This window comes from Nocardia tengchongensis (assembly GCF_054781395.1).
Genome location: NZ_BAAGUM010000006.1, coordinates 1548415 through 1572553 on the forward strand (window position 1 = coordinate 1548415; position 24139 = coordinate 1572553).

The following is a 24139-nucleotide window of genomic DNA, read 5'->3' on the forward strand; positions in this document are numbered from 1 at the left end:
AGCATGTGATGCGGGAAATCATCGACGACCTTCTTCGGGTATGGCACAGCGGGCGGACCGGAGGACTGGCCACTCTCGTTCGGGCACAGGGCGCCACGCCGGTGCCGATCGGATCGGCCATGGTGGTGGACGCCGACGGCCGGGCCTTCGGATCCATCTCGGCGGGCTGCGCCGAGGCCGCCGCGTACGAGGCCGCCGCCGAGTCGGCGCGCACCGGGCGGCGCGGCCTGCAGCGGTTCGGCCCGGGCAGCGGGCTGGACGCCCAGATGGACTGCGTCGGCACCCTGGACGTGTTCACAGAGCCGTTCTCGCGCAGGCATTTTCCGGAGTTCCCGGACATCGCCGCGGATATCGAGGCCCAGCGTCAGGTCACCCTGTTCACCGTGGTGTGGCATTCCGACCCGGACGTGATCGGGCAGCACCTCATCACCGATCGCAAGCACGGCACCGAGCTGGTCTCGCTCCCCGACTCCGACGTGTTCGTGTCCTCGTTCGCCCGCCCGCCGCATCTGATTCTGGTGGGGGCCAACGCTTTCGCGAGCGCGCTGGCCACCCAGGCCCGGCTGCTCGGCTATCGGATCACCATCGTCGACGCGCGCCCGACCTTCGCCAACGCGACGGCCTATCCGGGCTGCGAGGTGGTGGTCGACTGGCCGCACCGCTACCTCAACACCCTGGCCTCCGCCGGTGAGATCGACGGCAATACCGCCATGGTGGTGCTCTCGCACGACCCGAAGTTCGAAATCCCTTTGCTCACCGTGGCTTTGCGACTACCCGAGCTGGGGTACCTGGCCGCCCTGGGTACCCCGGCGTCGCACGGGCATCGGCTGGAGGCCCTGCAGGCGGGTGGCTTCAGCGACGAAACCCTGTCCCGCCTGCATTCGCCGGCCGGTCTGGACGTGGGTGCGCGCACCCCGGCCGAGACCGCCGTCTCGATCGCCGCGGAACTGCTGGCGGTTCGCAACGGCACCTCGGCCGAGCCGCTGTCCACCTCCCCGGGCGCGGGGCGGCGGCACGTGCACATGGCCCGCTGAACTACTGCTTCAACTCCGGGTGCTCGGCAAAGACCTCTTTGAGCACCGACAGGTCGAACAGCTTGTCCGCTTTGATATCGATCTTGGCCTTGCCCAGCGCGGCGATGTTCTGCGCGATCAGGTCGTCGGTCATGGTGAGCAGGCCGTTGGCCTTGGTGTCGGCCGAGACCACCAGCCCGTTCTGCGCCATCGCCTCCATGCCCTGCTCGCGCAGGTCCAGCCGCTGATCCTTGCCGTACACCTCGACGGCCAGGCGCGCGGCCTCGCTGGAATTGGCGACCGCGTCCTTCCAGCCCTTGACCTCGGCCATCAGGAATGCCTTGAGCTTGTCGCGCTCGGAGTCGATGGTCTTCTGGTGCACGGTCAGCGTTTCCGCGACCAGCGGCAGCCCGTAGTCGGCGAACAGGAAGTTGAAGTTCTGGAAACCCTTGGACGCCAAGGTGATCGGCTCGTTGGTGGCGTAGCTGACCCAGCCGTCCACCTCGCCGTTGGCCAGCGGCGTCGGATCGTATTGCGCGGGCACGATGGTCACGTCGGCCGGTGTCATACCGTTGGCGGTGAGCAGGGCGTTGAAGATGAGCTGATTGGTGTCCTGCACACCGATCTTGCGGCCCTTCATGTCCTGCGGATTGCGGATCGGCTTGCCCGCCGAGCTCACGATGCAGAAGGGGTTCTTCTGATAGGTGGTGCCGACGATCTTGGCGGGCAGACCCTCCAGGATGGCGGGCGCGGTGGTCTGCGGGGCGGACAGGCCGATCCAGATCTTGCCGGTGCCGAGCCCCGCCTCCACCGAGGTGCTGGCCGCGCCGCCCGCGATCAGATTCACCGACCCGAATCCGGCGTCCTTGAAATAGCCCTTGGAGTCGGCGAAATACTCGCCCGCGAATTCGATGTTCTTCAGCCAGGACAACTGCACCGCCACGGTCCCGAATTTGGAACCGTCGGCGACACTGCCGTTCCCGCCGCCCGACGAGTCCTTTCCGCAGGCGGCGAGCAGGCCGGCCCCGCTCACCGCCGCACCGGCCAGCCCGGCGTAGCGGAAGAAGGATCGACGACCCATGGACAACTGCGGGGCCGGAACCGGCCGGAACAAACCACTCATGCCGCGAATGTAGGCCGTTTCGATTTCCGATTTTTTGCTTTGACCGAGGTATTTGTATGCGGCGCGTTAACTCGTGTGCTCAATCCCGTCCGGCCCGCGGCGAGAAGCGCGCCAGCACCAGATTCTCCAGCACGCCGACCACCGCGTAAGCGACCACCGACACCACCGTCACCAGCGCGATCGAAGCCCACAGCCGGTTGTACTGGAAGGTGGGGATGGCACGGATCAGTCCCGCGCCCAAACCTGTTCCACTGCCCAGCCATTCGCCGAGCAGTGCGCCGATCAGCGCGCCCGGCACCGAGATTCGAGCCGCCGCGAACACCGAGGGCAGCGCGGCGGGCAAGGCCACCATCCGCAGGGCCGTCCAATGCGAACCCCCGTAGGCCACCACGAGTTCGGTGGCCTGCCGGGGCGCGGACCGCAAGCCGGTCATGATCATCACCAGCGCCGGGAAGAACACCACGATGGCGGCCATCACCGTGACACCCAGCACGCCGCGGCCCAAGACCAGCACGATGATCGGGGTGATCGCCACCAGCGGCACCGACCGCAGCAGCATGGCTACCGGCATGAAGGCCTGCGCCACCGCGGGCACGCCCACGAACAGCGCGGCCACCGCCAGCGCCGCACCCATCCCGGAACCGAACCCGATGACGGCGTCCCGCAGCGTGATTCGCAGTTCGCCGAAGATCGCGCGGCGGGCGGTGTCGGAGGTGGGCCCGGTGACCAGGTAGTGCCAGACCTCGCCCGGGCTCTTGCCGACCAGCCCGACCTGCGGGTACAGCTTCAGGAAGCCGTACCACAGGGCCACCAGCAGAATCAGCGAAACCAGCAGCGGCAGCAGGAATCTGCCGATCGGCCGCAGCACGTTCACGGTTCTCGTCACGCCGGTACTCGCCCGCATCATGCCTCCGCTCGCGTCCACGGCACCGCGATCCGCGCCACCAGCGCCACGACCGCGTAGCCGAGCCCGGCCAGCGCGGCCGCGGCCAACGCCATCCCCCAGGTGCGGGGCACGTTGTAGGCGGTCTGCGCGGCCGTCAACGCCACCCCGATGCCGCTGTCCACGCCGCCCAGGTATTCGCCGATGATGGCGCCCAGCACCGCGGACGGCGCGGCGATCTTCAAGGCGGCCAAGGTGTTCGGCAGCGCCGCGATCAGCTGCACCCGGTACAGCCGCTGCCAGCGGCCGCCCCCGTAGGCCCGCACCAGATCCAGGCCGGTGCGGTCCGCCGACCGCAGGCCCGACACCGTGCCGACCATGGTGGTGAAGAAGCAGTACATGGCGGCCAGGAACACCGTGGGCGTGCGGCCGCCGAACACCACCAGGATGATCGGCCCCAACGCCAGCAGCGGCGTGCAATAGCTGAGGATCGCCAGCTGGGTGACCAGCATTTCGATCGGCGGGATCAGCACCACCAGCACCGCGAGCGCGATGGCGAGCCCGTTGCCCCACGCGAAGCCTTGCAGCGCACCCCAGGCCGTGATCCGGAAGTTGGGGCCGTAGAGCGCCCAGCCGTCGGTGTACATGGTGTGGACCACGGTCCACGGACTGGGCACGGTGCCGCCCGCGACGCGCAGTTCGGCCAGCAGGGTCCACAGCGCCAGCAGGATGAGAATGCCCGCCGCGCCACCCATCCGGGATACGCGGGTCATTCCGTCACCACCCCGCCGTGTCCGCTGCGCCCGAACAGCAGCTCCGACAGGTAGTCGTGCAGCTTGTGGAATTCGGGGGTGCGCATCATCTCCGGCGTGCGCGGGCGCGGCAGGTCGATCTCGACCAGTTCCACCACCCGCCCGGGCCGCGGGCTCATCACCGCCACCACGTCGGACAGGAAGACGGCCTCGGCGATGCCGTGGGTGACCATCAGGGTGGTGGCGGGCTTCTCGGTCCAGATGCGCAGCAGTTCCAGGTTCAGCCGCTGCCGGGTCATGTCGTCGAGCGCGCCGAAGGGTTCGTCGAGCAGCAGGATGCTCGGCTTCACCACCAGCGCGCGGGCGATCGAAACCCGTTGCCGCATACCGCCGGACAGCTGCGCGGGTTTGCTCTTCTCGAAACCGTCCAGGCCGACCAGCGCGATCAGGTCCGCGATCAGCTCCTTGTCCACCGGCAGCCCCGCCACCTGCAGCGGCAGCTTGATATTGGATTCCACACTGCGCCAGGGCAACAGCGCCGAATCCTGGAAGGCGATGCCGAACTGGTGGCGGCGCCGCAGCTCGGCGGGGGTCTCGCCGTTGATCTTCGCGGTCCCCGCCGTCGGCGTCTCCAGATCCGCGAGGATGCGCAGGATGGTGGACTTGCCGCAGCCCGAGGGCCCGAGCAGCGACAGGAAGGCGCCCTGCTCGGTGTGCAGATCCACCGCGTCCAGGGCGGGCACCAGCCGCCGCCCCGCGCGGAAGGTCTTGCTCAGCCCGCTGATGTGAATGCCCGTCCCCGCGGCCACTTCCGAACTCATAGGGCTCACGGTAAGGGCCCGCAATTGCGGGCGGATTGCGAATGAACAGAGGAGATGACCGACTTGTTACGCCTGCGGGCGTGCTGCGGCCCGGGCGCTCACCACAGGCTCGGCGGCTCGAACCAGTCGCGCGCCTCGCGGCGGAACAGCAGCACGATCACCGCCAGCGACACCAAAGGTCCCAGCGGACCGGGCGGCCGCCCGTCGATGATCGACGGCACCGTCCACAACATGTTCAGGACCGCCACCAGAATCGCGCCGATCCGGATCGACTGGCCCTCGGAATTGAAGGTGAGGGCGATCAGCGCGAGCAGCAGTGCCGGCACGAACGGCACCGCGGTCGCGATGGCGGCCCGCGAGCCCAGCAGCCAGCCCGAAGACGCTACGCACGCCAGGCCCAGCCCGCCCATGCCCAGCGCCAGCACCTGCGCCGCGCGCACCAGCCGCGGCATCCGATAACCATTCCCGACACCCGACCCTCGATCGGGTTGAGTCTCCAGGTCCGACACTCCCCCAACGTAACCCCGAGCGTTCCCCCAGCCCGGCCACCACGCCGCCGGTCTGTTTCCGCACCGGGCCACCACCCACCCCTGGCCGCGCGCCCGAACCAGGCAGCGCTCGGACCGCGCCGCGCATCGGACGGCTCGTGTACTCAGGCCGGACGTGGACTCAGGGGCGGGCGGCCACCGACTCGAGTTCGCGCACTCGCACGGTGGGCAGCAACCGGTCTCGCAGCGCTCGGTCGATCTCGCCGGCGACCGGGATCACCACGGCGGCAGCCGAGGTGGCGACGGCGTCGGCGAGCAGGACCGGCCAGTCCGGGGCGGCGTCGACGGCCAGCGCGGCGATGATGGCCGCCACCGCCGCGTCCCCGGCCCCGGTCGGGTTGCCCGCCAGCGGCTTCGGCAGCGCGGCCGTCCAGGCCCGGGTCGGGGTCACCGCCACCAGGCCCGCGCCGCCGCGGGTCACCACCACCGCGCCCACACCGTCGGCGATGAGCGGATCCACGGCGGCCAGGATCTCCGCGATGGTGCCCGCCGGGCGGCCTGTGAGTCGTTCCAGCTCCTCGACATTGGGCGTGAGCACGATGCCCGGCACCCGCGCCGCCAGTTCCAGGGTCTGGCCGTCGCAATCGCAGATCGTGGGTATGCCGCGGGCGATGGCGGTGCGGGCCAGCTCGGCGGGCAGGCCCGCGCTGACGCCGCCGGGCAACGACCCGGAGATGACCAGGCCGCTCATGTCGGACATCATGCCCGCCACCCGCACCCGCAATTGGTCCACCGCCCGCGGTTCGGTGACCCGCGGCCCCGGCTCCCACAGCGCGGTCGCGGTGCCGTCGTCGGATTCGCTGATCACCACCGTGCGCCGCACCCAGGGCAGCGCGTGCACGAAGTCGACCGGCATCTCCAGTTCCGCGGCGGCCGCGAAGGAGTGATCGGAGAAGCCGGTGGCCCGCGCGTACTTGCCGAGCTGGTTGAGCACCCGCGTGACATTGATGCCGCGCCCGCCCAGCCGCTGGTCCACCGAGCGCACCCGATGCGCGCGACCGCGCTCGAAATGCTCCACCCGGTAGGTCATGTCGTAGGCGGGGTTCATGGTCACGGTGACGATCACCCCACCATCACGGCACGTCACGGCACCGGATGCAACCCCTGGAGGGCAATGTGGCACCGAATGTCGTTGCCGTTCGGAGACATTGGAGGGGCAGGATGTCGGCCGTGCATCCGCTCCCGCCGAAACACCTTTTGCTGCAGGCCTGCCGCGGCCTGCCCCCCGACGATCACCCGGTGCTGCGTTGCGCCGGCTTACTGGCGGACCTGCACGAGCGGAGACTCACCACGGCACGCGGCCTCGACCGGATCGACCACGACCGGGCCCGCCTGGTGCACGACATCGACTGCTGGGTCGCGGCCGAGATGCCCAAGGCCGCCCGCGACGCGCACCTGCACACCGAGACCGTGGGGACGGTGGTGGATCGGCTCGCCCAGTTCTCCGCACTGGCCTACCTGACCCTGGCCATGTCACCCGACGCCGCCGTGCAGGACGCCGCCGGGCGGCTCACCGAATTGGCCATCGCCTACGAGGATCTCGCGGGCGAACTGGCGGCGGGCCGCCGCAGACTGCCGAATCTGACCGGGACCCACGACTACGAGTGACCGCGGCCGGCGGTGCCCGGCGAGGGGGCGGGGCACCACCGGCCACCGAGGTGGACCATGCGCAATCCACCGTCGATCCCGGCGGAGAGCACGGGCCACAGGGGAATCCGCGTGGGAGATGCGGTGGCAGTTCCCTGCAACCCGTCACCTGACAACCATCCGCCGAAGTTCGACACCTGAATCCTGCGTGACGAATCTCGGAACGTGCCCTTTTCCAGCTGTGAATCGGCTGTGAGGGGGGGCCAACTCTCGGGGCTCTCAGGGGCTTCGCCCCCGAACCCCCAGGGCCAGTTGGGGGCTCCGCCCCCAGCACCCCCGGGGTAGTCGGGGGCCGTTCCCACGCACCTGGGTAGTCGGGGGCTTCTCCCCGCGCCCCCGCGGCATTCGGTCGCCCGTGACCGCTACTTCGCCCCGGGCAGCAGGGCGCGGATGGTGTCGATGGTGTCGGCCTGGTGCGGTTCCTTGTCGGGGCGGTAGCGGACGACGCGGGCGAAGCGGAGGGCGACGCCGCCGGGGTAGCGGGGGCTGGTCTGGACGCCGTCGAGGGCGATCTCGACCACCAGTTCCGGATGCAGGTACATCGTGCCCGCGTCGCGGTCGCGTTCGTGGCGGGGGAATTCGCTGGTCTGCCACTGCAACAGGGCGTCGGTGAGGCCCTTGAAGGTCTTGCCGACCATGATCGGCGGGCCGCCGTCCGGATCCCGCGCGCCCAGATGCAGATTGGACAGGTAACCGGTGCGGCGGCCGTAGCCCCATTCCGCGCCGAGTACGACCAGGTCGAGGGTGTGGGTGGGTTTGATCTTCTGCCAGGCGCGGCCGCGACGGCCCGCGGCGTAGGGCGCGTCGAGGGATTTGATCATGATGCCCTCGTGGCCGGCGGCGAGCGCGCCGTCGAAGTATTCGGCGGCGGCCTCGGGATCGGGGGCGATGAGCGCCGGGATGGCCAGGCCCCCGGCCACCTCGCCGAGCGCGCGCCGGCGATCCCGCAGCGGAACGTCGAGCAGGTCGTCACCGTTCAGGTGCAGGCAGTCGAAGAAGTAGGGGTGCAGCAGCAGTTCCTGGGCGACGGTCGCGCCGAAGCGGCTCATGGTCTCCTGGAACGGGCGGGGCCGGCCGGAATCCTCGAGCGCCAGGGTCTCGCCGTCGAGCACCACGCTGGTGCAGTCCAATTTCCGGACCAGTTCCACCAATTCGGGCACGCTCGCGGTGATGTCACGCAGGGTACGGGTGAACACCCACACGCTGTCGCCGTCGCGATGCACCTGAATGCGGGCGCCGTCCATCTTGTGCTCGACGCTGACCTGCCCGTCGAATTCGGCGACCGCTTCCTCGAGGGTGGCGCCGGGCGAGGCCAGCATGGGCTGGACGGGCCGCCCGAGCTCGAGCCGGAACGCGGCCAGCGCCGCTGCCCCGCCGGTGCGGGCCGCGACCGCGGTGACCGGCAGTCGCCCGGACAGCATGTGCGCCCGCCGGACCGCGGCGATCGGCACGTCGTAGGCGGCGGCCACGGCCTCGGCGACGATGGCGGTGAGGGCGCCCTGCCGCATCTCCCCGGTCAGCAGGCGGATCAGGAAATCGTGTTCGGCGCCGGTCGCGGCCCCGAACAGGTCGGCCAGCAATTCCTGCCGCCGCGCGGCCGACCCGCTGCCGCCGACTCCGGCGAGCTGGTCGAAAAAGTTGTCCACAGTTTCCACGGTCAGGCCGGGCGATCCTGTGGATACCACCTCGAGCGCGGTCAGCGTCCGCCATCCGGTGCCGATCCGGCCCTGGATGAGCTCTCCCGACAGCCAGGCCACGACCTGCGCCAATTCCTGTGGTTCGGCGTGTTTCAGCAGCTCGGCAAGGATATTGATCTTGTTTTTGCGCGACGATGTCGCCCGTACCCCGGCTGACGCTTCGACCACCTCGGACAAGAGCATTTCCCGACGGTAGCCGGGCGCACCGACATCGGTGTGACGCACGGCTCAGCGGGTTTGCTAATTCTGCCATTGGCAGGGATGCGAATTCGCCAATAAACTTGGGCGCATGGCCAAGACTTACGTCGGAGGGCGGCTCCGGCAGCTGCGCACCGAGCGCGGTTTGAGTCAGGTCTCATTGGCCAAGAAGCTCGAGATCTCGGCTAGCTATCTCAATCAGATCGAACACGACGTACGCCCGCTCACCGTACCGGTACTGCTGCGTATCAGCGAAGTCTTCGGCGTCGACGCCGGCTTCTTCTCCTCCCAGGACGACACCCGGCTGATCGCCGAACTCCAGGAAGTCGTGATGGATCAGGAGCTCGGGGTGGAGGCGGACGCGCAGGAGATCGCCGAAATGGTGTCCGCGCATCCGGGTTTGGCGCGCGCCATGGTGAATATGCATCGCCGCTATCGGAATACGACCGCCCAGCTGGCCGCCGCCACCGAGGACCGTTTCGCCGACGGCAGCGGTTCGGCCGCCATCTCCAAACCGCACGAGGAAGTGCGCGACTACTTCTATCAGCGGCAGAACTACATTCACGAATTGGATACCGCGGCCGAGGAACTCACCCACCGGATGCGTTTGCACGGCGGCGACCTGAAACGTGAGATCCCGCGCCGCATGTCCGACGCGCACGGCGTGCACATCGTGGAACGCATCGATCTGGGCGACGGCCTGCTGCACCGTTTCGATCCGGTCGGCCGGCGGCTGGAAATCGCGCCGCATCTGTCGGGCGGGCAGCGGGTGTTCAAGCTGGCCGCCGAACTCGCCTATCTGGAATGCGGCGATCTCATCGAGAAGCTGGTGGCGGAGGGCAATTTCTCCAGCCAGGAGTCGATCGTGCTGGCGAAATTGGGTCTGGCCAACTATTTCGCGGCCGCGACCGTCCTCCCGTACACCCATTTCCACGAGGTGGCCGAGGACTTCCGCTACGACATCGAGCGCCTGTCGGCCTTCTTCACCCAGAGCTACGAGACCATCTGCCACCGCCTGTCCACCCTGCAGCGGCCCAAACTGCGCGGCGTCCCGTTCTCCTTCGTCCGCGTGGACCGCGCCGGCAATATGTCGAAACGCCAGTCCGCGACCGGTTTCCACTTCTCCTCCAGCGGCGGCACCTGCCCCCTGTGGAATGTCTACGAGACCTTCGCCTACCCCGCGAAGATCATGACCCAGATCGCCCAGATGCCCGACGGCCGCAAATACCTGTGGGTGGCCCGCACGGTGGAACGCCGCGCCACCCGGTACGGCGAGCCGAGCAAGACCTTCGCGATCGGCCTGGGTTGCGAGTTGCGCCATGCCGGCCGCACCGTCTACGCGGACGGGCTGGATCTCAACGAGCCCAAGGCGACTCCGATCGGCGCGGGCTGCCGGGTGTGCGAACGCTCCAACTGCCCCCAGCGCGCCTTCCCCCCGCTCGGCAAATCGCTCGACATCAGCGAGCACCGAAGTTCCATCTCGCCGTACATCATTCAATAGCACTTCCACATCACCGGGGAGCCGGCAGCGCGGCTCCTCACTGCTCACATCGAGCCGGTGTCAGCTGTCAAAATACCCGGGCGGTTGCCCAAAATACCCCTTGATCTGCGCCGATACCTCTGACGCATGATCCGAATCCGCTTGCCGTGAGCATAAATTCACGACGCGGCAACATAGGAAATCGGACATTAATCGAGAGTCATTCCGGCGCAACACTTCCCGTTTACCTTTCGTTCCACGAATACAGCCGCTGTATACGCGCCGGTATTCGCAAGCGACGCAGCCGACGTCGCCGAACAAGTGAAGCGAAGGATCCGCCCCATGCACGACTCTTCCCGCCGGGACAGGGCTTCCCGCCTGATGAAGGCGATCACCATTCCGACCGCGCTGGCACTGTCCGCCGTCATGATCGCCGGCTGTGGGTCGCGTGACAGCGACACCGCCTCCGGCTCCAATGCCAAGTCCTGCGTGGACACCTCGAAGGACACCATCAAGATCGGTTCGCTGCACTCGCTGACCGGCACCATGGCGATCAGCGAGGTCACCGTCGCCAATGCCACCAAGCTGGCGGTGGACCAGATCAATGCCGCGGGCGGCGTGCTGGGCAAGAAGGTCGAGGTGGTGCTGGAGGACGGCGCGTCCGACCCGAAGACCTTCGCCGAGAAGGCCGAGAAGCTGGTCAGCTCCGACTGTGTGGCCGCGGTGTTCGGCGGCTGGACCTCGGCGTCGCGCAAGGCCATGAAGCCCAAGTTCGAGTCGCTGAATTCGCTGCTGTACTACCCGGTCCAGTACGAGGGCCTGGAGGATTCGAAGAACATCTTCTACACCGGCGCCACCACCAACCAGCAGATCATTCCGGCGCTGGACTACCTGAAGCAGAAGGGCGTCACCTCGCTCTACCTGGTGGGTTCGGACTACGTGTTCCCGCAGACCGCCAACCGCGAGATCAAGGCCTACGCCAAGGCCAACGGCATCGAGATCAAGGGCGAGGACTACGCGCCGCTGGGCTCCACCGATTTCTCCACCATCGTCAACAAGGTGCGCAGCGCCAAGGCGGGCGCGGTGTTCAACACCCTCAACGGCGACTCGAATGTGGCGTTCTTCCGCGAGTACGCGAACGCCGGCCTGAAAGCCGCTGAGATGCCGGTGGTCTCGGTGTCGATCGCCGAGGAGGAGGTCGGCGGCGTCGGCGTGCAGAACGTCGCGGGCCAGCTGACCGCGTGGAACTACTACCAGACCGTCGACACCCCGCAGAACAAGGCGTTCGTCTCGGCGTACAAGGCCGCCTACGGCGCGAACAAGCCCACCTCGGACCCGATGGAGGCCGCCTACACCTCGGTGTTCCTGTGGAAGGCGACCGTGGAGAAGGCGAAGTCGTTCGCGGTGGCCGACATTCAGAAGGCCGCGGACGGCGTCAGCTTCGACGCCCCGGAGGGCACCGTCACCATCGACGGCTCCAACCACCACATCACCAAGACGGCGCGGATCGGCGAGATCCACCCCGACGGGCTCATCTACACCGTGTGGGACTCGGGCAAGGCGATCCAGCCGGACCCGTACCTGAAGAACTACGACTGGGCCAAGGGCCTCAAGTAACTGTCGGCGGCCGCCGATGAGGGGCGGCTGGTGCGGTTGTCGCGGGACTCCTGCCCCGCGCGCCGCACCAGCCGTTACGGCGTTCTCCACCAATAGAACTCACGAGGTATCTCACATGGACGTCGCTGTCGGACAGCTGTTCACGGGGCTGAGTCTGGGCTCGATCCTGCTGCTCGCCGCGCTGGGCCTGTCACTGACCTTCGGTCAGATGGGCGTCATCAACATGGCGCACGGCGAATTCATCATGGCCGGTTGCTACACGACCTACGTGGTCGAGCAATTGATCTCGGCGACCGGCGTGGCGTTGATCGTGTCGCTGTTCGCCGGCTTCCTGGTCGGCGGTCTGCTGGGCGCCGCGCTGGAAATGGGGCTCATCCGCTGGATGTACGACCGTCCGCTCGACACCCTGCTGGTCACCTTCGGTGTCGGCCTGGTGTTGCAGCAGGCGGTGCGCGACATCTTCGGCGCGCCCGCCAAGAACGTGGTCGCGCCCGACTGGCTGACCGGCGGCATCGGGATCGCGGGCACCGTGGTGCCCAAGACCCGCATCTTCATCATGGTGCTGGCCGTGGCGGCGGTGATCGCGCTGGCCACCGCGATGAAGACGACCCCGATGGGCCGTCGGATCCGGGCGGTGGTGCAGAACCGCAGTCTGGCCGAAACCTCCGGCGTCTCTTCGCGTCTCACGGATGTCAGCACGTTCTTCATCGGCTCGGGCCTGGCGGCCGTGGCCGGGGTGGCGCTGACCCTGATCGGTTCCACCAGCCCCACCATCGGGCAGTCGTATCTGGTGGACGCCTTCCTGGTGGTCGTGATCGGCGGCCTGGGGCAGATCAAGGGCACCGTCATCGCGGCCTTCGCGATGGGCCTGCTGAATTCGTTCGTCGAATACTCGACCACCGCGACGGTCGCCAAGGTGATCGTCTTCATCGTGGTCGTGATCTTCCTGCAGGTGCGCCCGCAGGGTCTGTTCACCGTCCGGACGAGGAGTCTGGCATGACCGTCATCGGGCGTCTCGGCGCGCAATCGTCTCTGAAAACCCTGGGCGGCTTCGCCATCGCCGCCATCGTGCTGTTCGGGGTGGCGCCCGCGGTGCTCACCGATTTCCGGTTGAGCCTGCTGGCCAAGTTCCTGTGTTTCGCGATCGTCGCGGTCGGCATCGGCCTGGCGTGGGGTCGCGGCGGCATGCTCACCCTCGGGCAGGGCGTGTTCTTCGGCCTCGGCGCGTACATCATGGCCATGCATCTGCAGATGGCCGACGCCGCCAAGGCGCACGAGGACGTGCCGGAGTTCATGACCATCGCGGGTGTGCCCGAATTGCCGTCGTATTGGCGGCCTTTCGAGTCCGCGCCGGTGGCGATCCTGGCGATCGCGATCCTGCCCGCGGCGCTGGCGGCGGTGCTCGGTTTCGGGGTCTTCAAGCGCCGGGTGAAGGGCGCGTACTTCGCGATCCTGAGTCAGGCGCTGGCTGCGGCGCTGGCGATCCTGCTCACCGGGCAGCAGACCATCGGTGGCTTCACCGGCTTGAGCGACTTCCGGTCGTTCTTCGGCTTCCGCCTCGACGATCCGGTGAACCGGCGCATGCTGTTCTTCATCGCGGCGGCCACCCTGCTCGCGGTGGTGGCGGTGGCGCGGCAGCTCATGCGCAGCCGGTACGGGGAACTCCTCGTCGCCGTGCGGGATCAGGAGGAGCGGGTCCGCTTCCTCGGCTATGACCCCGCCAATATCAAGATCGTCGCCTACGTGGTGGCCGCCTTCTTCGCGGGCATCGCGGGCGCGCTGTTCACCCCGATCGTCGGCATCATCTCCCCCGCCGACATCGGCGTGGTGCCGTCCATCGCCTTCCTGATCGGCGTCGCGATCGGCGGCCGCACCACCCTGCTCGGGCCGGTGCTGGGCGCGATCGGCGTGGCCTGGGCGCAGACCACCTTCTCCGAGCATTTCCCGTCGGCGTGGACCTACTTCCAGGGTGCGCTGTTCATCGTGGTGGTCGGGTTCATTCCGGCCGGACTGGCCGGTTTCGGGCCCATGGCCAAGCAGCTGCTGGAGCGGTTGCGCGGCCAGAGTGCCGACTCCGCACCGGAACCGGACGCCGGCACCGAGACCGCCGAGACCCCGGCCGCGACCTCGCCGGAGCCCGAGCAGCCCGCCGCAGCGGCCGAGCAGAAGGTGGAAGCCCGATGACCGCACCCGAACCGAAGCTCGGCGGCAATGCCGGCATGGACAGCGAGTACCTCGAGATCCGCGGCCTCTCGGTGAGTTTCGACGGCTTCAAGGCCGTCTCCGGCGTGGACCTCACCGTCCTGCAAGGCGATCTGCGGTTCCTGATCGGACCCAATGGCGCGGGCAAGACGACCCTCATCGACGCCATCACCGGCCTGGTCCCGGCGACCGGCTCGGCGCAGAAGACCGGCGCCGAACTGATCGGCCGCAAGGTGCATCAGATCGCGCGCCTGGGCGTGGGCCGCACCTTCCAGACCGCGAGCGTCTTCGAACAGCTCACCGTGCTGCAGAACCTGGATATCGCGGCGGGCGCGGGGCGGTCCGCGCTCACCCTGCTGCGCCGCCGCAAGTCGGTGCTGCCCGCCATCGAGGAGGCACTGGAAACCATCGGCCTCACCGCGCTGCGCGACAAGCCTGCCGGGGTGCTCGCGCACGGTCAGAAGCAGTGGCTCGAGATCGGCATGCTGCTGGTACAGAACGCGTCGGTGCTGCTGCTGGACGAACCGGTGGCGGGCATGAGCGCCGAGGAACGCGAGGAGACCGGAAACCTGTTGCGCCGCATCGGCGGCGAGCGGGTGGTCATCGTGGTCGAGCACGACATGGACTTCATGCGCGCGTTCGCCACGTCGGTGACCGTGCTGGCGAGCGGCCGCGTGCTCAGCGAGGGCACGGTGGAGCAAGTGCAGGCCGATCCGAAGGTGCAGGAGGTCTACCTCGGTACCGCCGCGGCCGGCGAACTGCCGCCCACCGCGGACACCGCGGCCACCGGTACGGAGCCCGAATCGGACGAGGCGAAGGAGGCCACGAATGCTGGAACTCGTTGATCTACACACCGGCTACGGCCGGACCGAGGTGATTCACGGTGTGTCCCTGACGGTTCCGGACAACAGCGTGGCCGCCATCATGGGCCACAACGGGGCCGGGAAGACGTCGCTGCTGCGCGCCGCGGTCGGACTGCTGCCCGCCAAGTCCGGGCGAATCCGCTTCGGCGGCGAGGACATCACCAAGCTGTCACCGTCACGGCGGGTCAAGCGCGGCATCGCCTACGTGCCGCAGGGGCAGCAGAGTTTTCCACAGTTGTCCACAATGGAGAACCTGCAGGTGGTGGCGGACGGCCGCAAACGCGGCAAGGAACGGGTCGCCGAGGCGCTGGACCTGTTCCCGGCGCTGCGGGAGCTGTTGACCCGCAAGGCCGGGCTGCTCTCCGGCGGCCAGCGTCAGCAGCTGGCCATCGCCCGCGCCCTGATCACCGAACCGAAACTGCTGATCCTGGACGAGCCGACCGAGGGCATCCAGCCGTCGGTGGTCGCCGAGATCGAGCGCACCATCATCGATCTCACCGCCCGCGGCGGGTTGAGCGTGCTGCTGGTGGAGCAGCACATCGGTTTCGCGTTGCAGGCCGCGCAGCAGTTCTACGTGCTGCGCTCGGGCCGCGTCACCTCCTCCGGGGAGGGCGGCGCGGGCGCGGAATCCGCCGTGCGCCTGGCCATGGCGATCTGATCGGACACCGGCGTGAACGCGCGCAGGGGGCGCATTCCGTTGTCCGAGCGGGTCTACCGGGCCCTGCAGCGCGATCTCGCGGCCGGGGTGCTGGTGCCGACCGAACGGCTCGGCGAGGAACGTCTCGCCGAGACCTACGGCGTCTCCCGCACCCCGGTCCGTGAGGCGCTGGCGCGGCTGCTGTCCGACGGGCTGCTGGAACGTCACACGGACGGCCTCTACCCGTATCGGCCGCGGGTGGACGATCTGGGCGACCTGTACGAACTGCGGATCGTGCTGGAGGCCAGGGGAATCCAGCGGCTGCAGTCCACCGCGGCGGGTCTCCCGGAATTCGTGGCTCCGGTCAGCCGGGCCGAAACGCCGCGGCCCGTCGAGCCGTTCGACACCGCCGCGGTGCGCCGCGAACTCGAATTCTGGCGGCGGCTGCGCGAGCACCCGCCCGAGCCGGACGCGGAACTCATCAGCGCCGACGAACGCTTTCACACCACACTGTTGCTGGCGGCGGGCAATTCCGCGCTGGCCGACGCACTGTCCACGGTGCAGGCGCGGGTGCGTCCGGTGCGCTCCCTGGACATGCCCACCCCCGGCCGCATCGCCGCGATGGCCGAGGACCACATCGCCATCGCCGAGCACCTGCTCGCCGGGGACCTGGAGACCGCGTTGCGGGCCCTGCTCGCCCACCTGGCCAGCTCCCGCGCGCACGTGCTGACCCGTGCCCGCCGCGCCCTGGAGCTCACCAGACTGGCTCGAGCGGTGCGGGAATGACGCGCCGTCACCCGCTGCTCTGGCGGGTGGCCCAGACAGGGTGTTGACTGGTGACATGGTGTCGACGAAGCCACGCATCGCTCCCGGCCGGCTGCGGGAGCTCGGTCCGGTCAACTGGGTTGTCTGGCAGGCGCTTTCCCGCGCCGCCGGGACGGATGACGCCCACCTGTTCAGCACCCTGGGCCGGACCGGCGGATTGTTCCGCGGCTGGCTGCACTTCTCGGGGCGGCTGATGCCCGGGGGCAAGCTGCGCCGCTACGAATCCGAACTGGTCATCCTGCGCGTCGCGCATCTGCGCCAATGCGAATACGAGACCGACCACCACATCCGGCTGGGTCGCCGGGCGGGCGTCACCCCCGAGATCCTGGACCGGCTCCGGGAGGGGCCCGCGGCCGCGGGCTGGTCGGACAAGGAACGCGCGCTGCTCACCGCCGTGGACCAGCTGGTCGCCACTCGCGACCTCGACGACGAGACCTGGAAAGCGCTGGCCGCGCACTACGACGAGCAGCGGCTGATCGAGATCGTCCTGCTCACCAACCAGTACGAGGGTCTGGCGAGCACCATCACCGCGCTGCGGATCGAAACCGACCACTGATACCGCGCCGGCGTCCCGGCAAGGTCAGCGCCGCAGTCGGTGGACCGGCTGGGTGGCGGCCTCAGGGACCGCGTCGTACGGAAGGTGGTGCGCGCAGGCCGGTTCGGCGGCGCGGGCCGGCTGGATGCGGGCGTGCAGGTGCATGTCGTGCCAGCCGTCGGTGTGCAGGCCCGCGCTGCGGTTGATGCCTTCGAGGACGAAGCCGGATTTGTGGGCCACGCTGCAGGATTGGATGTTGTGCACGGAGTGGCGCAGTTCGATGCGATGGAATCCGGCCACCTCGAAGGCCCAGCCGACCAGCGCCTCCACCGCCCGCGGCGCGATGCCGCGCCCGCGCGCCGCCGGCACCACCCAGTAGGCGACTGCCGCCTCGCCGTGCCACAGCTCCATGTGATGGAGTGAGGCGCGACCCATCAACCGGCCGCTCCGGCTGTCCGCGACCGCCCAATTGGCCGCGGTCCCACTGCTCCACGACCGCGCCCAGGCGTCCACCCAGTCGCCGACCTCCTCCACGGTGTCGGCCGTGCGCACATGCCAGCGGGCGATGGCCGGATCCTGGAAGGCCGCGTAGACCTCCGGTCCGTCCCGCCGCAGCCACGGCCGCAGCACCAGGCCGTCGCCCACCGGGAGCACCGGCTGCACCGCGCGGGTGAAGGTCTCGGCGGCAACGATTGGCGGGGCCGATCGGGGCATAGCTGAAATTCTGCCGCCCGCTCCCGGACTGCGCGGCGAAATTGAGACCATCGTCCCGGTCGGTCTGTCCTGTCAGCGTGGAATCGGACAGATCGCCGCGACTTCCTGGTCAGGCCCCGCGGGCGGCGACCCGGCCCCGGTTCTCCCTGGCGAATTGCCCGGGCGACTGGCCTTTCCACGCCCGGAAGGCGGAGGTGAAGGCGGAGACGCTGGCGTAGCCGAGGCGCAATGCGGATTGTTCGACGGTCATTCCCGCCACGAGGAATTCCTCGGCCAGCAAACCGACCGTTTCGGACGATAGTTCGCGGAAGGTGGTGCCCTCGTCGGCCAGGCGGCGGCGGAGAGTTCGGACGCTGATGTCCAATTCGGCGGCTATGCGCGATTGGTCGGCTATTCCCACGCGAGAGATGAGGAGTTGCCGGACCCGGCCGCTGACGCCCTGCCGGCGTTTCCGGCGTTGCAACAGATCCGCGCATTGCTGTTCGTAAAAGCGCGCGGTGGCCGTATTCGCCTGGGGCAGTGGCAGATACTGAATACTGGACGGTCCGGTGAGAACCGAGCGCTGCGCGTTGTACACCACCTCCTCGACCCCGAACATGGCCCCGAACATCTCGTAGACCGGATGCGGCGGGAAGGCCACGGCCACGCGCGTGATGGGCGGGCGCATCGGCATCACGTCCTGCTGAATCGTCCAGATGGCCGCCACATCCCGCTCCACCGCGAAGCGGCGCACCTCGGCGGGCACCCCGCTGTCGTCGCGGACGACGGAGACGTCGTCACCGGTGACGACGAGGTGGTGGCGAGCCACGGTGAACGACAGATCGGCGTAGCGCAGGGCCAGATCCACGGCGTCACGCACGGTGGGACAGCTCATCAGGGCGAAGCCGAGCACGCCGAGACTCGGTGGGTGACAGAGCGATCCGGCCATAAGCCCCATACCGGGCGCGTCTCCGACACCGGCCACCACATTGCGCATCAGGGCCAGCTCCTGTGTGAGCGTGATCTCGGCGGTCGAGTCCATCAGTTCGCGTTCCCGAATTCCGGTGTGCCGCAGCAGATCAGCGGTGCCGAGGCCGCGGCCGACCGCGAACTCGACGAGGAGTGCCGCACTGGTGATGGAGCGCAGCTGGGCCTGACCGTCCGTCACCTCGAAATAGTCGCAAACATCCAGCGTGCCGCGCGGCGGAACGAGCGGGGAAGTTGCTGAAAGCGGCCGAAATTCGATTGGTTCTGACCTACGACACGCTGGAGGCGTAACGTCTTGGGGCATAGGGTGAATATCTAGCTACCAACTGAATATCTTGTTGACTACATCCGATAGACACGGAGAAGGTGAACGAATGGCCGCCTGGCAAGTGTTCACGGCCACCCTCGCAACGCTCGTGGTCACGGCAATCGCCATCATGAGCCTGCACCACCCACACCAGGATCCGGACCGGCTCTCGGTCGAGCGGATCCGAGATCGAATCAGCAAGGAGCACAACGCGTTGGCGTTGGTCTCCACCGCCCCATCCTCCTGGTCGCACCTCGCCCCCGATCATCCGCTGGGCGTCCAGGAAGCCCACCGCACCATGCAGCAGCACCGTCGCTGCCCGGTCGCGGAGTGCGCGCGCAAAGCCGCGGCATTCCGGGCGCTCATCGACGCCGGCCGCATCAAGCCGACCCGAATGCCACCCGCCCTCCAATAGCCTTGGCCCACAGTGGATTCCGTCCTGCCCGGCGCTTCGAAGGCCGCTGCCTGTCGGATCAGAGTCCGGTCAGGTAACCGGGCGGGACGGCAGCCACCAGCCAGACCCCATTGGCGCTGACCCGGAACTCGTGTCCGTCGCGATGCATCGCGGCGGCGTCCACGGTCAGCACGATGGGTCGGCCACGACGCGACCCCACCTTGACGGCGGTCTCGGTATCCGCCGACAGATGGACGTCGTGGCGGCGCATGGGCAGCAGCCCTTCGGCGCGAATTCCGGGCAGGGCCGCGGCAACGGTGCCGTGGTAGAGCGTTCCGGGCGGCGTGGTCGCCCGGTACTCCAGGTCAACGTCGACACTGTGCCCCTGACTCGCGCGGATCCGGGTCCCTGTCGCATCGAATTCGAAGCGGCGCTTGTTGTTCCGCGCCACCACCTCGTCCAGTTCGGGTCGCGTGACCCGGCGCCCGTGCGCGGCCAGGGCCGCGAGCAGGGCGTCGACCTCCACCCACCCGGCGGAGTCCAGTGTGAGGCCGATCGCCTCGGGCGCGTGCCGCAGATGCCGCGACAATCGCTTCGAGGTTCGGACCATCTGTTCTTCGTTCATGCCGCGAGTGAAGCAGTCCGCCGCCCCGGCGCGAAGCGATTTTTCGACGCCGCCGGTCAGACCCGGTCGTCGGACAGCCCGCGAACCAGCATGGCGTACAACACGATCACGGCGAACGGCGCCAGGATCGGCACCCAGGTGAGCCCGGCCGGCAGCACGGTCGCCGCACCCGCGGCCACCGTGAACACCAGGGCGCCGGTCACCGACGGAATGGTGGTCGGCACCACGCCCGCCGGGGCCGACACGGTCGCCGTGTTCAGCAGGTAGGTGGTCGCGACGAGCCCGATCCCGCCCGCCACCAGCGCCCCGGTCCCGATCCAGGCCACGGCCGACATAGCCGCCAGCGCGGCCAGCACCGCGGCCACCCGCCACCGCCAGCCCGCCGCGGCCAGCACGGCCACCGGCAGCGCGGCCCAGGGCAGCACGACGGCCACCGCGCCCGCGAGCAGCACTCCGGACAGCACGGCCAGGAACTTCGTCATCGGCGAACCCTCACGGTACGGCGGTGGGCGGGCAGCAGCCGCATGACCTGATCGAGCCGGGTGTCCGCGGGCCAGGGCACGATGTCGACGCCGACGGTGCCCATGTCGCGGTACATGGAGGTGCGTTCCAGCTGCCACATGCGGGCCAGGGTGTTGTCCAGGCCGTCGTCGAACGGCGGGCCGCGCAGCACGTCGACCACCACCACGACATGGCCGCGCTTGCGCAGATCGATCAGGGCCAAGGCGAACTGGGTGTCGAGCAGGGTGGAGAAGGCGACGATGACCGCGCCGATCGGGACCGCGGAGTGCGGCGCCAGCGTGCCCTGGGTGAGGATGTGCTCGTCGCCGACGTCGAGCACCGCGTCCACGATCCGATAGAACTGGCGGCGGCCGATATCGGGTCGCAGCCAGCGCGGATTCCGGCCCAGGCAGACCACCGCGGTCCGGTCGCCGGCCTGCAGCGCGGACTGCGCCACCTGCGCCGCGCCACGCACCGACAGCTCCAGCGAGTCCGAGGCGGGCCCCGGGGCCTGCATCGACGTGTCCACCAGCACAACCACATCCGCGGCCCGGTTGGTGAAGCGTTCGGTCACGAACAGTTGCCCGCGGCGCGCGCTCACCGGCCAGTTGACCGTGCGCAGCTGATCGCCCGGGGTGTAGGGGCGGATATCGGCGTACTCCACGCCGGGCCCGTGCCGCCGGGTCAGGTGCGAACCCATGCGCTCGGGAAGTTCGGTGCGCGGCAACCGCATGCGCTGCGGATCGGTGATCGGGTAGATGAACAGCTCCCCCGCGGGCAGCCGCACCGAGGCCACCGCCAGCCCGGCCGGACTCAGCGCCGACACCCGCATGGGCACCGGATAGCGTCCCCACCGCGCGGCGGACAGCGCCAGCCGCAGCCCGGCCGGGGAGGCGCCGGAGTCCACCGTCTCCTCGACATGGATGTCCATGTCCGGCAACGGTTCCGGATGCAGGCGCAGCAGCGCGTGCCCGCTCTCCACGAAGGCGGCGGCGGTCAGCACCACCTCTTCGGTCTCGAAGCAGCGCAGCACCCCGGACCCGTCGATCTGGATGCGGGTGCGCGACTGCTGCAGCGGCGCGGAGGCCAGCACCCCGAGCATGGGCGCGGCGAACACCACCAGCTGCCATTTGCCCAGGATCACCGCCAGCACCAGCGCGGGCGCGGACACGGCGGCCAGCATGAACACCAGCGGCGCGGGCCGCCAGCGCAATTCGGCCTCGACGGAGGCGCTGGTGTCGCGATGCCTCATGCGCGCCTCAGGCCGGGGTGGCGCGCGGGACGGGCAGGCGGCGCAGCAGTTCGGAGATGACGTCCTCGCCGCGGATGCGGCGCACCCACATCTCGGGGCGCAGCGTGATGCGGTGCGCCATGGTCGGAATGGCCAGTGCCTTCACGTCCTCGGGGACCACGTAGTCGCGGCCGTGCAGCAGGGCGCGGGCGCGGGCCATCTGCACCAGGTCCAGTTCGGCGCGGGGACTGGCGCCGACCTCCACCTGCGGGTGCCCGCGGGTGGCGGCGGCCAGCGCGACGACGTAGCCCACCACATCCGGGTGCACGGTCACGAATTCGACGGCCTGCCGCATCTCGAGCAGGCCCTCGGCATCGACCACCTGGCCGATCTGGGCCGGTTGCGAACCGCGTTCCAGGCGGCGGCGGATCATGCTCATCTCGTCGCTCTCCGACAGGTACCCGAGCCGCAGCTGCATGGCGAAGCGGTCGAGCTGGGCCTCGGGCAGCGGGTAGGTGCCCTCGTACTCGATCGGGTTGTCGGTGGCGAAGACGACGAACGGGTTCGGCAGCGGGAAGGTCTCACCGTCGATGGAGACCTGGCCCTCGGCCATGGCCTCCAGCAGGGCGGCCTGGGTCTTGGGCGGGGTGCGGTTGATCTCGTCGGCCAGCAGCATGTTGGTGAACACCGGGCCGCGCCGGAAACTGAAACGGCCCGAATGCATGTCGTAGATCGTGGAGCCGATGAGATCGGCCGGCAGCAGGTCCGGGGTGAACTGCACGCGGGTGAAGTTCAGCCCGAGCGCGGTCGCGAAAGAGCGCGCGATCAGGGTCTTGCCCAGTCCGGGCAGGTCCTCGATCAGGATATGGCCGCCCGACAGCACCGCGATCATGATCAGCTGCAGCTCGTCCCGCTTGCCGACCACGATCCGGGATACTTCGCGCAGTACGGCGTCGGTGCGCTTGATGGTCACGTCCATCGGTGATGTCATGGCAACTCTCGCATCTCATCTCACATGTCTTGTAGCCGACGCAGGATCTCGTCGAGGGCGGGGCGGCCCGGTGCGCGATTGACTTCGTCGCGCAGCGCCGAGTTCGCCGGGTCCACCCAGCGCCACAGTTCGGGGCCGAACTGCAGCTGTCCCGCCACTTCGAGGGCACGGCGGTTCTTGTTCATCCGATGCCCGCTGGTCAGCTCGAACTCCTTGGCCAGCAAGGGCCGCAGGTGGCGGTCCCAGTCGGCGCGGGTGCCCTCGGACCGGTCGGCCAGCATAGTGGCGCGCGCCTGCCAGCGGCGCAGCATCTCGACGGGTCCGTTGTCGATGTCGTTGTCCTCGGCGACCGGGGCGAGCCGCCGCGCGCGCTCCACGAGCGACCACACCAGCAGGCCCAGCGCACCGGCCACCGGAATCCCGGTGAGGAGCAGCAGACTGTCGCGCTGGTTGCCGAGGGCGATGAGTTCCAACAGAACGGCCAGCAGCACCGCGCCCACCACGATCGCGCTTCGATTCATGGCAGACCCCCCGCCCTGCGCCATGGGAGCCCCACCGCGACAACAACTCTCATGCCGCCAACCCCTGCAGATCTGCCAATACGATACGCAGCAGCTGCTCGGCCCGCATCCGCTGCCACTCCAGCATGGAGTGCGGGCTGAAGCGGGCCTCCTCGAACAGCGACACCAGTTCCCGCGCCGACGCGTCGTGCAGGAAGCCGCGATCGAAGGCGCGCGCCAGCACCTCGGACGGGGTGTCGGAGGCCAGCGGCGCGACCTCCCGGGCCTGCGCCAGGCCGCTTTCCATGGCCACGTAGCAGGCGATGATGGCGGTGCGCGGATCCTGACCCGGCGCGATCATGGCCGCCAGGCCCATCTCCGCCACCTTGGCCAGCGACACCGCCTCGGTGGGGGTGGGCTGCGGCAGCGGCGTACGACTCAACGCGGGACGGCGATTGGAGCTCACCGCCACCACGACCAGACCGGTCATGGCGATCAGCACCAGGACCGTCGCGGTGATGCCGACCAGCAGCAGCGCGGTCCCGCTCAGCGACGGCTCGGGCACCGAGTCCGGGGTCGGCGCGGCGGTCTCCAGCGGCTGTTGCGCGGTTCCGGTGGGCGCGATCGTCGACTGCGCGCCGGTCCCGTCCTGCCGGGCCGGCATCACCAGGTAGATCGACAGCACCGCGGTCACGATCAGCGCCAGCGCCGCGACGCCGATCACCACCGCGAGACCCAGCCGCCGCAGGCCCGGCCCGCGGACCAGGTCCTCGCGATCGGGTTCGGGCATGGCCAGCGGCAGCCGGTGCCGGCTGTTGATCACACCCGCCACCAGGATCACCATCGAGACCAGCAGCAGCACCGGCATCAACGCCAGTGAGACCGCCGACGACGGATGCGGCGATGCAGGTCCTCCGGTTCCCGGAACGTACCCGCGCAGTGCGACGACAGCCAGCATGACGAGGCCGATCAGTGCGACCGCCCGCGTTGCCACCGTCCCCACCCCAGTCACGAACACTCCTAACCAGAGTCCAGCAGAAACAGGCACATAGTTACATGCCGAGCGGTC

Annotated in this window: 26 protein-coding genes; 11 read left to right on the forward strand and 15 right to left on the reverse strand. The window is 68.9% G+C overall.

Annotated features, from left to right (window positions below; translation table 11 throughout):
• Positions 1 to 8: 8 nt before the first annotated feature.
• Positions 9 to 1034, forward strand: a complete 1026-nt coding sequence (locus tag ACYVKL_RS18060) for an XdhC family protein (protein ID WP_357190303.1) — start codon at positions 9 to 11, stop codon at positions 1032 to 1034.
• Position 1035: 1 nt separating this feature from the next.
• Here the strand turns inward: ACYVKL_RS18060 and ACYVKL_RS18065 are convergent, their stop codons facing one another.
• The 6 genes from ACYVKL_RS18065 to ACYVKL_RS18090 form a co-directional block, all read right to left on the reverse strand.
• The gene (locus tag ACYVKL_RS18065; protein ID WP_379164781.1) at positions 1036 to 2136 is read right to left on the reverse strand and encodes an ABC transporter substrate-binding protein; all 1101 of its coding nucleotides are present in this window, start codon (positions 2134 to 2136) and stop codon (positions 1036 to 1038) included.
• 79 nt (positions 2137 to 2215) lie between these two features.
• Positions 2216 to 3022, reverse strand: coding sequence for an ABC transporter permease (locus ACYVKL_RS18070; protein WP_379164783.1), 807 nt, complete (start codon positions 3020 to 3022; stop codon positions 2216 to 2218).
• A 17-nt stretch (positions 3023 to 3039) separates the two neighbouring features.
• Complete coding sequence (locus ACYVKL_RS18075) at positions 3040 to 3792, reverse strand: ABC transporter permease (protein ID WP_379164785.1); 753 nt, start codon at positions 3790 to 3792, stop codon at positions 3040 to 3042.
• Positions 3789 to 4592 (reverse strand): ABC transporter ATP-binding protein, encoded by an 804-nt coding sequence (locus tag ACYVKL_RS18080; protein WP_379164787.1) that lies wholly within the window; start codon positions 4590 to 4592, stop codon positions 3789 to 3791. Before ACYVKL_RS18080 ends, ACYVKL_RS18075 begins: the two co-directional genes overlap by 4 nt.
• Before the next feature lie 98 nt (positions 4593 to 4690).
• Positions 4691 to 5044 carry a hypothetical protein gene (locus ACYVKL_RS18085; protein WP_379164789.1) on the reverse strand — a complete coding sequence of 118 codons (354 nt, stop codon included), beginning with the start codon at positions 5042 to 5044 and terminating at the stop codon, positions 4691 to 4693.
• Between the two features lie 217 nt (positions 5045 to 5261).
• A complete protein-coding gene (locus ACYVKL_RS18090) occupies positions 5262 to 6227 on the reverse strand; it encodes a hexose kinase (protein WP_379164791.1) in 966 nt (321 codons plus the stop codon).
• A gap of 74 nt (positions 6228 to 6301) precedes the next feature.
• Between ACYVKL_RS18090 and ACYVKL_RS18095 the strand changes: the two genes are divergently transcribed.
• Complete coding sequence (locus ACYVKL_RS18095) at positions 6302 to 6748, forward strand: DUF4254 domain-containing protein (RefSeq protein WP_379164793.1); 447 nt, start codon at positions 6302 to 6304, stop codon at positions 6746 to 6748.
• A 401-nt stretch (positions 6749 to 7149) separates the two neighbouring features.
• On the opposite strand, the gene ACYVKL_RS18100 is transcribed toward ACYVKL_RS18095, so the two are convergent.
• The gene (locus ACYVKL_RS18100; RefSeq protein ID WP_379164795.1) at positions 7150 to 8667 is read right to left on the reverse strand and encodes an ATP-dependent DNA ligase; all 1518 of its coding nucleotides are present in this window, start codon (positions 8665 to 8667) and stop codon (positions 7150 to 7152) included.
• Positions 8668 to 8773: 106 nt separating this feature from the next.
• Between ACYVKL_RS18100 and ramB the strand changes: the two genes are divergently transcribed.
• The 8 genes from ramB (at position 8774) to ACYVKL_RS18140 (ending at position 16862) form a co-directional block, all read left to right on the forward strand.
• Positions 8774 to 10183 (forward strand): acetate metabolism transcriptional regulator RamB, encoded by a 1410-nt coding sequence (gene ramB / locus ACYVKL_RS18105; RefSeq protein ID WP_379164797.1) that lies wholly within the window; start codon positions 8774 to 8776, stop codon positions 10181 to 10183.
• Positions 10184 to 10543: 360 nt separating this feature from the next.
• Entirely contained in the window at positions 10544 to 11779 is a 1236-nt protein-coding gene (gene urtA / locus ACYVKL_RS18110) for an urea ABC transporter substrate-binding protein (protein WP_379165778.1), read from the forward strand.
• 115 nt (positions 11780 to 11894) lie between these two features.
• Positions 11895 to 12779, forward strand: coding sequence for an urea ABC transporter permease subunit UrtB (gene urtB / locus ACYVKL_RS18115; RefSeq protein WP_379164799.1), 885 nt, complete (start codon positions 11895 to 11897; stop codon positions 12777 to 12779).
• Positions 12776 to 13963 (forward strand): urea ABC transporter permease subunit UrtC, encoded by a 1188-nt coding sequence (gene urtC / locus ACYVKL_RS18120; RefSeq protein ID WP_379164801.1) that lies wholly within the window; start codon positions 12776 to 12778, stop codon positions 13961 to 13963. Before urtB ends, urtC begins: the two co-directional genes overlap by 4 nt.
• A complete protein-coding gene (gene urtD / locus ACYVKL_RS18125; RefSeq protein ID WP_379164803.1) occupies positions 13960 to 14826 on the forward strand; it encodes an urea ABC transporter ATP-binding protein UrtD in 867 nt (288 codons plus the stop codon). The genes urtC and urtD overlap by 4 nt, the downstream gene beginning before the upstream one ends.
• Positions 14810 to 15502 (forward strand): urea ABC transporter ATP-binding subunit UrtE, encoded by a 693-nt coding sequence (gene urtE / locus ACYVKL_RS18130; protein WP_379164805.1) that lies wholly within the window; start codon positions 14810 to 14812, stop codon positions 15500 to 15502. Before urtD ends, urtE begins: the two co-directional genes overlap by 17 nt.
• A 12-nt stretch (positions 15503 to 15514) precedes the next feature.
• Positions 15515 to 16267 (forward strand): GntR family transcriptional regulator, encoded by a 753-nt coding sequence (locus ACYVKL_RS18135; protein ID WP_379164807.1) that lies wholly within the window; start codon positions 15515 to 15517, stop codon positions 16265 to 16267.
• Positions 16268 to 16322: 55 nt separating this feature from the next.
• Entirely contained in the window at positions 16323 to 16862 is a 540-nt protein-coding gene (locus ACYVKL_RS18140) for a carboxymuconolactone decarboxylase family protein (RefSeq protein WP_357190279.1), read from the forward strand.
• A 24-nt stretch (positions 16863 to 16886) separates the two neighbouring features.
• On the opposite strand, the gene ACYVKL_RS18145 is transcribed toward ACYVKL_RS18140, so the two are convergent.
• Together ACYVKL_RS18145 and ACYVKL_RS18150 are read right to left on the reverse strand one after the other, a co-directional pair.
• Positions 16887 to 17555, reverse strand: coding sequence for a GNAT family N-acetyltransferase (locus ACYVKL_RS18145; protein WP_357190277.1), 669 nt, complete (start codon positions 17553 to 17555; stop codon positions 16887 to 16889).
• A 109-nt stretch (positions 17556 to 17664) separates the two neighbouring features.
• The gene (locus ACYVKL_RS18150; protein WP_379164810.1) at positions 17665 to 18702 is read right to left on the reverse strand and encodes an AraC family transcriptional regulator; all 1038 of its coding nucleotides are present in this window, start codon (positions 18700 to 18702) and stop codon (positions 17665 to 17667) included.
• A 193-nt stretch (positions 18703 to 18895) separates the two neighbouring features.
• On the opposite strand from ACYVKL_RS18150, the gene ACYVKL_RS18155 reads away from it, so the two are divergent.
• Positions 18896 to 19243: a hypothetical protein gene (locus ACYVKL_RS18155; protein WP_357190273.1), complete on the forward strand. Its 348-nt coding sequence runs from the start codon at positions 18896 to 18898 to the stop codon at positions 19241 to 19243.
• 58 nt (positions 19244 to 19301) lie between these two features.
• On the opposite strand, the gene ACYVKL_RS18160 is transcribed toward ACYVKL_RS18155, so the two are convergent.
• The 6 genes from ACYVKL_RS18160 to ACYVKL_RS18185 are packed head-to-tail and all read right to left on the reverse strand — an operon-like array spanning position 19302 to position 24082.
• Positions 19302 to 19847: an RNA 2'-phosphotransferase gene (locus ACYVKL_RS18160; protein WP_357190272.1), complete on the reverse strand. Its 546-nt coding sequence runs from the start codon at positions 19845 to 19847 to the stop codon at positions 19302 to 19304.
• Positions 19848 to 19903: 56 nt separating this feature from the next.
• On the reverse strand, positions 19904 to 20329 hold the full coding sequence (locus tag ACYVKL_RS18165) for a hypothetical protein (protein ID WP_379164812.1): 426 nt from the start codon (positions 20327 to 20329) through the stop codon (positions 19904 to 19906).
• Entirely contained in the window at positions 20326 to 21600 is a 1275-nt protein-coding gene (locus tag ACYVKL_RS18170; RefSeq protein ID WP_379164814.1) for a DUF58 domain-containing protein, read from the reverse strand. Before ACYVKL_RS18170 ends, ACYVKL_RS18165 begins: the two co-directional genes overlap by 4 nt.
• 7 nt (positions 21601 to 21607) lie before the next feature.
• Complete coding sequence (locus ACYVKL_RS18175; RefSeq protein WP_213559066.1) at positions 21608 to 22570, reverse strand: AAA family ATPase; 963 nt, start codon at positions 22568 to 22570, stop codon at positions 21608 to 21610.
• Positions 22571 to 22590: 20 nt separating this feature from the next.
• The gene (locus tag ACYVKL_RS18180) at positions 22591 to 23091 is read right to left on the reverse strand and encodes a hypothetical protein (protein ID WP_213559065.1); all 501 of its coding nucleotides are present in this window, start codon (positions 23089 to 23091) and stop codon (positions 22591 to 22593) included.
• Between the two features lie 49 nt (positions 23092 to 23140).
• Entirely contained in the window at positions 23141 to 24082 is a 942-nt protein-coding gene (locus ACYVKL_RS18185) for a DUF4129 domain-containing protein (protein ID WP_379164817.1), read from the reverse strand.
• Positions 24083 to 24139: the final 57 nt, after the last annotated feature.

Excerpts from the sequence above, each read along its gene's own strand:
- ACYVKL_RS18060 (WP_357190303.1), top strand. The coding sequence starts at position 9 with ATGCGGGAAATCATCGACGACCTTCTTCGGGTATGGCACAGCGGGCGG.
- ACYVKL_RS18065 (WP_379164781.1), bottom strand. The coding sequence starts at position 2,136 with ATGAGTGGTTTGTTCCGGCCGGTTCCGGCCCCGCAGTTGTCCATGGGT.
- ACYVKL_RS18075 (WP_379164785.1), bottom strand. The coding sequence starts at position 3,792 with ATGACCCGCGTATCCCGGATGGGTGGCGCGGCGGGCATTCTCATCCTG.
- ACYVKL_RS18080 (WP_379164787.1), bottom strand. The coding sequence starts at position 4,592 with ATGAGTTCGGAAGTGGCCGCGGGGACGGGCATTCACATCAGCGGGCTG.
- ACYVKL_RS18085 (WP_379164789.1), bottom strand. The coding sequence starts at position 5,044 with ATGCCGCGGCTGGTGCGCGCGGCGCAGGTGCTGGCGCTGGGCATGGGC.
- ACYVKL_RS18095 (WP_379164793.1), top strand. The coding sequence starts at position 6,302 with ATGTCGGCCGTGCATCCGCTCCCGCCGAAACACCTTTTGCTGCAGGCC.
- ACYVKL_RS18100 (WP_379164795.1), bottom strand. The coding sequence starts at position 8,667 with ATGCTCTTGTCCGAGGTGGTCGAAGCGTCAGCCGGGGTACGGGCGACA.
- ramB (WP_379164797.1), top strand. The coding sequence starts at position 8,774 with ATGGCCAAGACTTACGTCGGAGGGCGGCTCCGGCAGCTGCGCACCGAG.
- urtA (WP_379165778.1), top strand. The coding sequence starts at position 10,544 with ATGAAGGCGATCACCATTCCGACCGCGCTGGCACTGTCCGCCGTCATG.
- urtB (WP_379164799.1), top strand. The coding sequence starts at position 11,895 with ATGGACGTCGCTGTCGGACAGCTGTTCACGGGGCTGAGTCTGGGCTCG.
- urtC (WP_379164801.1), top strand. The coding sequence starts at position 12,776 with ATGACCGTCATCGGGCGTCTCGGCGCGCAATCGTCTCTGAAAACCCTG.
- urtD (WP_379164803.1), top strand. The coding sequence starts at position 13,960 with ATGACCGCACCCGAACCGAAGCTCGGCGGCAATGCCGGCATGGACAGC.
- urtE (WP_379164805.1), top strand. The coding sequence starts at position 14,810 with ATGCTGGAACTCGTTGATCTACACACCGGCTACGGCCGGACCGAGGTG.
- ACYVKL_RS18140 (WP_357190279.1), top strand. The coding sequence starts at position 16,323 with ATGGTGTCGACGAAGCCACGCATCGCTCCCGGCCGGCTGCGGGAGCTC.
- ACYVKL_RS18145 (WP_357190277.1), bottom strand. The coding sequence starts at position 17,555 with ATGCCCCGATCGGCCCCGCCAATCGTTGCCGCCGAGACCTTCACCCGC.
- ACYVKL_RS18155 (WP_357190273.1), top strand. The coding sequence starts at position 18,896 with ATGGCCGCCTGGCAAGTGTTCACGGCCACCCTCGCAACGCTCGTGGTC.
- ACYVKL_RS18160 (WP_357190272.1), bottom strand. The coding sequence starts at position 19,847 with ATGAACGAAGAACAGATGGTCCGAACCTCGAAGCGATTGTCGCGGCAT.
- ACYVKL_RS18165 (WP_379164812.1), bottom strand. The coding sequence starts at position 20,329 with ATGACGAAGTTCCTGGCCGTGCTGTCCGGAGTGCTGCTCGCGGGCGCG.
- ACYVKL_RS18170 (WP_379164814.1), bottom strand. The coding sequence starts at position 21,600 with ATGAGGCATCGCGACACCAGCGCCTCCGTCGAGGCCGAATTGCGCTGG.
- ACYVKL_RS18175 (WP_213559066.1), bottom strand. The coding sequence starts at position 22,570 with ATGACATCACCGATGGACGTGACCATCAAGCGCACCGACGCCGTACTG.
- ACYVKL_RS18180 (WP_213559065.1), bottom strand. The coding sequence starts at position 23,091 with ATGAATCGAAGCGCGATCGTGGTGGGCGCGGTGCTGCTGGCCGTTCTG.